Origin of the sequence: Rathayibacter sp. AY1F8 (assembly GCF_002932165.1) — a bacterium.
In the GTDB taxonomy this organism is placed as follows: Bacteria; Actinomycetota; Actinomycetes; order Actinomycetales; family Microbacteriaceae; genus Rathayibacter.
On record NZ_PSVB01000021.1, the window covers coordinates 44295 to 54166 of the forward strand.

A 9872-nucleotide genomic window follows, 5' to 3' on the forward strand; every position below is an offset into this window, starting at 1 on the left:
TCCCCGGGATCCGCCTACTGGTAGGTGACGAGGTCGGGGAGGGGGCGCACCTCGGCCATGGTCTCGGCGGGGGTGAGCATGGGCGCGTCCTCGTCGTAGAAGTTCTTCCAGCCCCAGCCGATGCCCTCGGGGGCGCCCTCGTGCAGCGCGTCCCAGGTCGCCTGCTTGTCGGGCTGCGAGCCCTGGCCGTCGACGTGGATGAGGAACTCCAGCTCGGGCCGGTCGCGGCGGATGCTGTCGCGGTCCTGCAGCATCGACAGCCGGAACTGGTGCAGCACGAACATCTTCGGCGGCAGCCCCTCGCTCTGCACCAGGTCGGCCAGCCACTCCGACACGCTGTCGACCTCGGCGGCCGAGACGCGCCCGATCTGCTGCAGCGGCTTCTGGCCGGGCAGCAGGCGCCACTCCGGGTCGAGCGCGAGGCCGACGTTGGGCAGCGACAGGAGGTCCGCGTACTGCTTCGCCTGGGTGAGGAAGTCGGTCAGCCCCGACTGCAGGTCGAGCACCACGTACATCCCCGCCGCCTGCGCCGCGTCGATGTAGGGGCGGATGTCGGCGGCGTCGAGCTCGTTGGAGTAGTCGCCGTCCTTGCCGGGGTCGCCCGCCGCGACCGTGGTGATGATCTCGAGGCTCGGCACGACCTTCTTGTCGGTGAGCGCCCGGTACGGCTCGGCCACCGCCTCCGCCCGCGCGATCGTGGGCTCGAGGCCCTGCTCCCCCAGCACGCCGAGGACGGGAGCGCCCGGAGTGCCGTAGATCGCGACGAAGAGGTGCCCGCCGAACATCCGCTGGCCGCCGCCCGGCAGCTGCCAGCCGCTCTCGGCCGCGCGCACGGCCCACTCGGGCTCGGGCTGGGCGGCGAGCACGGGGCCGAGCAGCAGCGTGCAGGAGGCGTCGGCCTCGGCGATCGCGGTCACGGCTCCGCCCGAGGCGAGCAGGTCGTCGCCGTCGACCACGGTGACGGGCACGCCGGCCGCGCGGGCGGTCGCCAGTGCGGCGACGTCGGCGTCCTGCGCGCGGGCGAGAGCGTGCAGGCCGGTCAGGGCGTCGGCCCGGGCCGGGAGAGCGCCGAAGGGAGCGTCGGAGGCGGTGGACGGCGCCGCGGCGGCGAGGTCGGCGAGCGCCAGGTCGGTCACGGTCACGCCGGACGCGGTGCTGAGGGCGGCCGCGTCGGAGGCGGCGGCGACGACGTCGACGCCCTCGGGCGCGGTGACGTCGCCGATCGCGAGCACGCGGGTCACGCCGAGGCGGGCGAACTCGGCGGCGAGGGCGTCGGAGGTCGGAGCGGTGGAGGACGGTGTGGCGGACGGGGTGGCGGATCCGGTCGCGGAGTCGGACGGGCCCCCCGGATCGGACGGCGTCTCGGAAGCCGTGGATCCCGCGGCCGCGGCGTCCGCGGTCGGGGCGGCCGTCGCTCCGGATCCCGCCGAGCCGACCAGCAGCGGCACGCCCCAGGCGATGCTCACCTGGGCGGCGCGCAGGCGGGACTCGGCGACGTCCTCGACCAGGACGACCAGCGGAGCCGCGGCGAACAGGGCCGCGCTCGCGGCGAGCGCGTCCGGGGCGAGCGCCACCGGCCCGCTCGGAGCCGCGGTGCGGGTGCGGGGCGCCTCCTGCTGAGCGTCGTCCGGAGCGGAGGAGTCGGGCGTGCAGGCGCTGAGCAGCGGGAGCACCGCGAGACCGCCGATCACGACGCTGCGGCGCGAGAGCCCGGAGCGGGAGGGGACGGAACGGGGTGTCGAGGGCATGGCAGGCCTCTCCTCTCGGAGCCCGATCGGGGCTCTCTGGTGCGTGGCTGGTCCTCTCGACTATCGCAGGCCCGGCGGCGGCGAGCGCCGAGGGAGCCGTCCCGGGCGCGCCTCCGACGCCGTCCGGACATGCAGAAGGGGAGCGGCGCCGCAGCTCCGCTCCCCTCCGAGTGGCTGGATCAGACCGTGCGGGGGGCCTTCGCGAGGTTGGCCTCGAGCTCCTCGCGGTTCTGCCGCACCACGTAGGCGGGGCGGTCGCGCTCGACGCGCCACGACTCGCTCAGCGGCGTGATCGCGACGGTGTCGAAGCCGATCCGGTCGTAGAGGTCGGTCACGAAGTGGATCGCCTCGGGGTAGTCGCTCGACGTCGCGAGGGCACGGCGGTCGGGCGTGCCGACCGGGGTGCCGTCGGTGGTGATGTCGGCGGCCATGATGTGGTTGAACGCCTTGACGACCTTCGACTCCGGGAGGTGCTGCTGGAGCATCTCGCTGGTCGTGGTCTCGCCCTTGTCGAGCGCCTCGATGCGGCCGTCGCGCTCGAAGTAGTAGTTGTTCGTGTCGAGGACGATCTTGCCGGCGAGCGGGGCGACCGGCACCTCCTCGAGGTTCTTCAGCGGCACCGTCACCACGGCGATCTCGGCGGCCTCGGCCGCCTCCTGTGCCGTGGCGGCGCGGGCCTTCGGGCCGAGCTCCGCGATGAGGTCGGCGAGGGTCTCGGGGCCGCGCGAGTTCGCGATGACCACCTCGTCCCCGAGGGCGATGACCGCCCGTGCGACCTGGCTGCCGATGTTGCCTGCTCCGATGATTCCGTACGTCGTCATGCTGAGGAGAACGCGGAGGGTGCCCAGGCATTCCGCTCTGCGGCGTTCTCCCACGCCGCACCCAGGTGGGCCCGTGCCTCCAGTAGCCTCGGTCCTCGGGCGCCGCTGCCCGAGAAGGAGTCCGTGATGCCGCAGTACGACCTCCCGCTCGACCTCCTCGAGCAGTACGCCCCCGAGATCGCCGAGCCCGCCGGGTTCGCCGAGTTCTGGCGCGACACGATCGCCGAGGCGAGGGCCGTCGCGACCGAGCCGCGCCTCGAGCGGGTCGACGCCGGCTTCGGACTGCTCGACACCTTCGACGTCACCTACTCCGGCTTCGGCGGCCACCCGATCCGCGCGTGGCTGATCCTCCCCCGCGGCGTCGAGGGCCCCCTCCCCGGGCTCGTGACCTTCATCGGCTACGGAGGCGGCCGCGGGCAGCTCGCGGAGTGGACCGCGATGTCGGCCGCCGGCTACGCGCACCTGGTCATGGACACCCGCGGCCAGGGGTCCGGGCACCGCTCCGGAGCGACGCCCGACCCGGTGGGCAGCGGGCCGCACGTCTCCGGCTTCATGACGCAGGGCATCGAGTCGCCCGCGGAGCACTTCTACCGCCGCGTCTTCACCGACGCCGTCCGAGCGCTCGACGTGCTGCGCGCGCACCCCGCGGTCGACGCCTCCCGCGTGGCCGTCTCGGGCGGCAGCCAGGGAGGCGGGATCGCCCTGGCCGTCACGGGGATCCTGGGCCTGCTCGGCGAGTCGGAGTCGGCGCGCGCCGCGATCGTCGACGTGCCGTTCCTCTCCCACATCCCGCACGCCGTGCGGCTGGTCGACACGATGCCGTACGGCGAGATCGTGCAGTACCTGCACACCCACCGCGGCGCCGAGGCGCGCGTGTTGGACACCCTCTCGTACTTCGACGGCACCTCCTTCGCCCCCTACGCGCAGTCCCCCGCGCTGTTCTCGGTGGCGCTCCGCGACGACATCTGCCCGCCGTCCACCGTCTACGCCTCCTACAACCGCTATGCCGGACCCCGCGAGATCCGCGTCTACCCCTTCAACGGCCACGAGGGCGGCGAGGCGTTCCAGATCGGCGAGCACGTGCGCTTCCTGGGGCGCGAGCTGGCGTAGGAGGAGGAGCCGCCCGTTCGGCGGACGGGGGCGGTGCGCCCCGGCGCATCACCCGTTCCGACTCGCGATCATCGCGCTGCCGATGCGGTCCTCGAGGTCGGCCAGCTCGTCGAGGACGTCGCCGACCACCCAGACCTGCCGGGCGCCTCGACGGGCGTCGCTTTGTGACGCCGTGCGTCGCGCTCGGTACCCGTTCGCGGCTCCGCTGGGCACTATCGATTCCATGACCCGCCAGATCCGCTTCAACGCCTTCGACATGAACTGCGTCGCCCATCAGTCCTCGGGCATGTGGCGCCACCCCCAGGACCAGTCCTGGCGGTACAAGGACCTCTCGTACTGGACCGACCTGGCGAAGCTGCTCGAGCGCGGCACGTTCGACGGCATCTTCATCGCCGACGTGCTCGGCACCTACGACGTCTACGGCGGCTCGAACGAGGCGGCGATCCGCCACGGCGCGCAGGTCCCCGTCAACGACCCGATCCTCCTCGTCTCGGCGATGGCCGCCGCGACCGAGCACCTCGGCTTCGGCATCACCGCGGGCACCGCCTACGAGCACCCGTACCCGTTCGCGCGGCGCATGTCGACGCTCGACCACCTGACGAAGGGCCGCGTGGGCTGGAACGTCGTCACCGGCTACCTCCCCAGCGCCGCCCGCAACATGGGCCACGAGGACCAGCTCGAGCACGACGACCGCTACGACGTCGCCGACGAGTACCTCGAGGTGCTCTACAAGCTGTGGGAGGGGTCGTGGGAGGACGACGCGGTCGTCCGCGACCGCGAGTCCGGCGTGTTCACCGACCCGGCGAAGGTGCACGAGATCGGGCACCGCGGCAAGAACTTCACCGTCCCCGGCATCCACCTCTCGGAGCCGTCGGTGCAGCGGACCCCCGTCATCTACCAGGCGGGAGCGTCGCCGCGCGGCATCCGCTTCGCGGCGGGCAACGCGGAGGCGATCTTCGTCGCGTCCTCGACGAAGGCCGGCCTGAAGGCGACCGTCTCGCGCATCCGCGACGCCCTCGAGGCGGCCGGCCGCGACCGCTACTCCGCGAAGATCTACACGCTGCTGACGATCATCACCGCCGAGACCAGCGAGGCCGCGCACGAGAAGCACCGCGACTACCTCTCCTACGGGAGCGAGGAGGGGGCGCTGGTCTTCATGTCGGGCTGGATGGGCATCGACCTGTCGCAGTACGACCTCGACGAGCCGATCGGCAACGTGAAGAGCAACGCGATCCAGTCGGCCGTCGCCAACTTCCAGGAGGCGAACGAGGACGGCTCGGAGTGGAAGGTCCGCGACATCGCCAAGCTCAGCGTGATCGGCGGGCTCGGCCCGTTCGTCGTCGGCTCGCCCGCGGAGGTCGCCGACCACCTCCAGGAGTGGGTCGAGGAGACCGACGTGGACGGGTTCAACCTCGCCTACGCGATCACGCCCGGCACCTTCGAGGACGTGGTGGAGTTCATCGTGCCGGAGCTGCGCCGCCGCGGTGCGTACCCGGAGGAGTACGTCGAGGGGAGCCTCCGCCAGAAGCTGCACGGCCGCGGCGACCGGCTGCCGGAGGAGCACCTCGGCGCCGGCTTCCGCTACGCGCCGGCGGCGGTCTGACGACAGGGGGCGCCTGGCGGCCGGTGGGGGGCAGGGGTCTCGATACGCCGCTCCGCGGCCGCGCCGGACGCACGAGCACCCCGCCGCGATGCGCGACGGGGTGCTCGTGACGTGCGGAGGGGCTCAGCCCTCGAAGGTGGCGTCGAGCGTGATGTCGACTCCGGTGAGCGCCTTGCTGACGGGGCAGGTCTCCTTGGCCTCATCGGCGGCCTTGAGGAAGGCGGCCTCGTCGATGCCGGAGACCTCGCCGCTCACGATGAGCTTGATGCCGGTGAGCTTGAATCCGCCGGCCGAGTCCGGGCCGAGCGAGACGTCGGCGCGGACGTCGAGCGCCTCGACGGTGCCGCCGGCCTGGCCGAGGACGGCCGAGAACTGCATCGCGTAGCAGGCGGAGTGGGCGGCCGCGAGGAGCTCCTCGGGGCTGGTCGAGCCGTTGGCGTCGTCGGCGGCGCGCTTGGGGAACGAGACGTCGTAGGTGCCGATCTTCGAGCTCGAGAGCTCGACCTGGCCCTCGCCGGTCTCGAGCGAGCCGTTCCAGGCGGTGCGTGCGGTACGAGTGGGCATGAGTCCTCCTTGGGGGGCGGGGAGAACCGTAGAACGATCGTTCTCCCCTGATGCGCCGAGCCTAGGTGGAACGCGCGGCGTCCTGCAACCACCGGCCTCGGACCCTCGGCGAGATGCCAGTCCGGCGCGCCTCCGTCGGCGTGTCGCGTACGGGAGCGGCCTGTCGCGGAGGAGAGGACGGCCGCCAGGTCAGTGCACGAGCTTCAGGCCGACGACGCAGCCGACGATCCCGAGGACCAGCAGCGTGCGCACGAGCGAGAAGCCCTCGCCGCCGAAGAACATGCCGTAGAGGACGGTCAGCGAAGCGCCGATCCCGACCCAGACCGCGTACGCGGTGCCGGTGGGCAGCTCGCGCATCGCGTAGGCGAGGCCGGCCATGCTCGCGACGACGCCGACTCCGAAGACGACCGACGGGCCGAGCCGCGTGAATCCCTCCGACTTGCCGAGGGCGGTGGCCCACACGGCCTCGAGGACACCGGAGAGGATGAGGACGATCCAGGACATGACAACTCCTACGAGTCAGTCTTGTCGCGTTCCGGGTACTGCTCCCTCGTCCGGTCGCCGTCATCGGCTCCGGACAGTCTGCCCGTGCGCGCTGGGCAGGCCCTGGGCAGCGCGCGGCGGGGGCGGAGCCGCCGCGACCGCGACTCCGCCCGCCGCCGTCAGCGCGGCTGAGCCGGGTTCGTCGGCACTCCGTGCGAGGGCGGATTGATCGGCGGACCGGACGTCGCCGGTGAGACCGGCGATCCGGACGACGAGCGGGACACCTCGGGCAGCGACTCCGGCACGCTGCCTGCCGGCTCCGCTCCCCCGCGCAGCTGCTCGAGGCGCGAGTGCAGGATCGTCGTCACCGGCAGGCGGTGCCCGTGCGCCTCCTCGTAGGCGAGCAGCACGCCGAGGCCGGCCTCGTCGAGCGGGCGGATGCGCTCCGCGAGCGTGCCGAGCGGGATGTCGTTCCAGTCGGGGAGCGGCAGCTCCTCGCGGGAGGGTGTGTCGGTCATTCGTACTCCTTCCGTTCCCTCCATCCCACGCCTCGGACGGCCGTCCGCCCAGGGGCTTGACCGGTCGCGGGGAGAGCGCGGCGGTCGGGAGGCACGGTCCGGCGGAGCGGCGGCCCCGCCGGGACCGTCAGCGGATCAGGCGGTGCGGCGGGACGAACGACGGGTCGCCAGGTGCACGAGGACTCCGACCACGAGGAGGATCCCCGCGTAGAGCCAGACGATCGGGTCCTGCTGGCTGAGGAGCAGCACGCACGAGGCGACGCCGAGCACGGGGATCGCCGTCCACACGCGGAAGTGGTCGTGCTCGACCTTGTCGCGCCGCAGCACGAGCACCGAGACGTTCGTGCTGATGAACACCAGCAGGAGGAGCAGCACCACGGTCTCGGCGAGGGTCGCCAGATCGCCGACCAGGGTCAGGAGGCATGCCGCCAGCGTGGTCACCGCGATGGCCACCCACGGCGTGCGGCGCTTCGGCAGCACCCGGCCGAGCACGTCCGGGAGGAGGCCGTCCTTCGCCATGCCGTAGGTGACGCGGCTCGCCATGATCATGGTCAGCAGCGCTCCGTTGGCGACCGCGACGAGCGCGATCAGGCTGAACAGCCACGCCGGCACCCCGGCTCCGCTCGCCGTCACGACGTCGAGCAGCGGGGCGGAGGATCCGGACAGCTCGTCGGCGGGCAGCGCGATCGAGCTCGCGAGGCCGACCAGGACGTACACCGCACCGGCCGTCAGCAGCGAGCCGAACAGCGCGCGCGGGTAGACGCGGCTGGGGTCGCGGATCTCCTCGGCGATGTTGGCCGAGGTCTCGAAGCCGACGAAGGAGTAGTACGCGATGATCGCCGCGCCGAGCACCGCCAGCGCCGGCGCCTGCTCGGAGCTGAGCTCGACCGTGCGGGCGAGGTCGCCGCCTCCGCCCGCCACCAGCAGCGCGACGCATCCGATCACGATCAGCAGGCCGCCGACCTCGATCACGGTCATCACCGTGTTGCTGAGCAGCGACTCCGCGACTCCCCGCGCGTTGAGGCACGCGACGAGGATCAGGAAGACGATGGCCGTCGGCACGGTCGGCACGTCGAGGAAGGTGCCGAGGTAGTCGCCGGCGAACGCGAGCGACAGGCCGGCCGCGCTGGTCACTCCGGCCGCGAGCATGGCGAAGCCGACCAGGAACGAGACGATCGGGCGCTTGAAGGCCCGCTGCGCGAACACCGCCGCGCCTCCCGCCTTCGGGTACTTGGTCACCAGCTCGGCATAGGAGCCGGCGGTCAGCAGCGCGAGGCCGAGCGCGAGCAGGAGGGGCATCCAGACGGCGCCGCCGACCTCCGCCGAGAGCGTGCCCATGAGGGCGTAGATGCCCGCGCCGAGGACGTCGCCGAGGATGAAGAAGTAGAGCAGCGGGCCGGTGATGCGGCGGCGCAGGGAGGTGCCGCCGGCCTCTCCGGTCGCGGGGGCGTCGCTCGTGGTGGCCATATCGTCCTCTCGTCGCGCGCTCGGGAGCGAGCACGACGGGCCACGCTAGAGAGGAGGGGGCCGGGAGGTCGAGAAGGTTGACCGGGTGGGGCCGAGGGCGCTACACGCGCGGGGCGTCTGCGGAGCGGGCGCCTGCGGGCCGGGCGCGACTTGCGGGCCCGGCGCCTTCCGCGGGCCGGGCGCGTTCCCCGATTGGGCACCGCATGCCGCGCCCCGAGCCGGCCGCTAGCCGAGGACGACGTGCTCCCCGCCGCGCTGCTCGGCGATCTCCTCGCCGACCTCCTCCGCCTCCTGGCGCGACTCGTGGTGGCTCAGCGGGACCCGGGCGTGGGCGATGCGGTTGTGCCAGCCCTGCTCGTCGGAGGAGGTCTCGATGGGGAGGACGGTCGTGGTGCTCATGGTGCTCCTTCGTGGTGGTCCCTCCATGGCACCTCGCGCCCCCCGCCGCTCGGGAGAGGGTTGACGCGAGCCCGTGTCTCGAGCAGGACGGAGGCGTCTCGGCGGCACACCAGCGAGCGACGGCGCCGCGGCGGGTCAGGGCGAGACCATGCCGCCGTTCACGTTGAGGGTCTCGCCGGCGACGAAGCTCGACTCGGCGGACGCCAGGAACACGTAGGCCGGGGCCTGCTCGGCAGGCTGCGCGGCACGGCCCATCGGCGACTCGCTCGAGCCGAAGTCGGGCAGGCTCTCGGGGTCGACGCCGCCGCTCACCTGCAGGGCGGTCCACGTCGGGCCGGGCGCCACGACGTTCACGCGGATGCCCTTCGCGGCGAGCTGCTGCGCAAGGCCCTTCGAGAGGTTGTTGATCGCGCCCTTCGTCATCGCGTAGTCGAGGCGGTCGGGGGCGGGCTTGTGCGCCTCCGCCGACGCCGTGTTGATGATCGTGGCGCCCGCGGGCAGGTGCGGGAGGGCCGCGCGGATGATCCGGAACGGAGCGAAGACGTTGACCGCGAAGGTCGCCTCGAACTGCTCGTCGGTGATGTCGAGCAGGTCCTCCTTCCAGATCTGCTTCCCGGCCACGTTGACCACCGCGTCGAGCCCGCCGAGGCCCTCGACCGCCTCCGCCACGAGCCGCGTGCAGTACTCGGCACTCGTGAGATCGCCGGGGATCGGCACGGCGGTGCGCCCCTCCGCGCGGATCAGCCCGATCACGTGCTGCGCGTCCTCCTCCTCGCTCGGGAGGTAGGCGAGGGCGACGTCGGCCCCCTCGCGGGCGAAGGCGATGGCCACGGCGGCGCCGATCCCGGAGTCGGCTCCCGTGATGAGCGCGCGGCGACCCGCGAGCCGACCGGTGCCGCGGTAGCTCTCCTCGCCGAGGTCGGGCACCGGGGTCATCCGCGACTGCAGCCCGGGCTCGGGCTGCTGCTGGACCGGCGGAGTCACATCCGGGTACCGGGTGGCGGGGTTCGTGAACGTGTACTGGTCGGGCATGGCTCCTCCGTCCGCGGCACCCGGATCGGGCCGCTCCCCTCCATCCCAGGCGAGCCGCGCCTCCGGGGCCACCCCGTGCACGGGGTGGCCCCGGAGGCGCGGCTCGCCTGGGATGGAGGGGAGCGGC

At 72.9% G+C, this 9872-nt stretch carries 11 protein-coding genes and 1 riboswitch; of the genes, 2 read left to right on the forward strand and 9 right to left on the reverse strand.

The window, feature by feature from the left end:
• Positions 1-14: 14 nt before the first annotated feature.
• Both C5C35_RS13760 and C5C35_RS13765 read right to left on the reverse strand, forming a co-directional pair.
• Positions 15-1748 carry a hypothetical protein gene (locus C5C35_RS13760; RefSeq protein WP_104263328.1) on the reverse strand — a complete coding sequence of 578 codons (1734 nt, stop codon included), beginning with the start codon at positions 1746-1748 and terminating at the stop codon, positions 15-17.
• 179 nt (positions 1749-1927) lie between these two features.
• The gene (locus C5C35_RS13765; RefSeq protein WP_104222381.1) at positions 1928-2569 is read right to left on the reverse strand and encodes an NADPH-dependent F420 reductase; all 642 of its coding nucleotides are present in this window, start codon (positions 2567-2569) and stop codon (positions 1928-1930) included.
• Between the two features lie 126 nt (positions 2570-2695).
• Between C5C35_RS13765 and C5C35_RS13770 the strand changes: the two genes are divergently transcribed.
• Complete coding sequence (locus C5C35_RS13770; RefSeq protein ID WP_104263329.1) at positions 2696-3679, forward strand: acetylxylan esterase; 984 nt, start codon at positions 2696-2698, stop codon at positions 3677-3679.
• A 48-nt stretch (positions 3680-3727) separates the two neighbouring features.
• Here the strand turns inward: C5C35_RS13770 and C5C35_RS17045 are convergent, their stop codons facing one another.
• Positions 3728-3892: a hypothetical protein gene (locus C5C35_RS17045; protein ID WP_181134948.1), complete on the reverse strand. Its 165-nt coding sequence runs from the start codon at positions 3890-3892 to the stop codon at positions 3728-3730.
• Between the two features lie 10 nt (positions 3893-3902).
• Here C5C35_RS17045 and C5C35_RS13775 point away from each other — a divergent pair, with 10 nt between their 5' ends.
• Entirely contained in the window at positions 3903-5282 is a 1380-nt protein-coding gene (locus C5C35_RS13775) for an LLM class flavin-dependent oxidoreductase (protein ID WP_104247810.1), read from the forward strand.
• Positions 5283-5405: 123 nt separating this feature from the next.
• On the opposite strand, the gene C5C35_RS13780 is transcribed toward C5C35_RS13775, so the two are convergent.
• The 6 genes from C5C35_RS13780 to C5C35_RS13805 all read right to left on the reverse strand — a co-directional run bounded on the left by C5C35_RS13780 (position 5406) and on the right by C5C35_RS13805 (position 9745).
• Positions 5406-5846: an OsmC family peroxiredoxin gene (locus tag C5C35_RS13780; RefSeq protein WP_104222378.1), complete on the reverse strand. Its 441-nt coding sequence runs from the start codon at positions 5844-5846 to the stop codon at positions 5406-5408.
• Positions 5847-6035: 189 nt separating this feature from the next.
• A complete protein-coding gene (locus C5C35_RS13785) occupies positions 6036-6350 on the reverse strand; it encodes a multidrug efflux SMR transporter (RefSeq protein ID WP_104222377.1) in 315 nt (104 codons plus the stop codon).
• A gap of 9 nt (positions 6351-6359) precedes the next feature.
• Positions 6360-6423: riboswitch (guanidine-III (ykkC-III) riboswitch) on the reverse strand.
• 85 nt (positions 6424-6508) lie between these two features.
• Positions 6509-6847: a hypothetical protein gene (locus C5C35_RS13790; protein ID WP_104255587.1), complete on the reverse strand. Its 339-nt coding sequence runs from the start codon at positions 6845-6847 to the stop codon at positions 6509-6511.
• A 135-nt stretch (positions 6848-6982) separates the two neighbouring features.
• Positions 6983-8314: an APC family permease gene (locus tag C5C35_RS13795; RefSeq protein ID WP_104227025.1), complete on the reverse strand. Its 1332-nt coding sequence runs from the start codon at positions 8312-8314 to the stop codon at positions 6983-6985.
• 225 nt (positions 8315-8539) lie between these two features.
• The gene (locus tag C5C35_RS13800) at positions 8540-8713 is read right to left on the reverse strand and encodes a DUF2188 domain-containing protein (RefSeq protein WP_181134090.1); all 174 of its coding nucleotides are present in this window, start codon (positions 8711-8713) and stop codon (positions 8540-8542) included.
• Between the two features lie 135 nt (positions 8714-8848).
• A complete protein-coding gene (locus C5C35_RS13805; protein WP_104263331.1) occupies positions 8849-9745 on the reverse strand; it encodes an SDR family oxidoreductase in 897 nt (298 codons plus the stop codon).
• Positions 9746-9872: the final 127 nt, after the last annotated feature.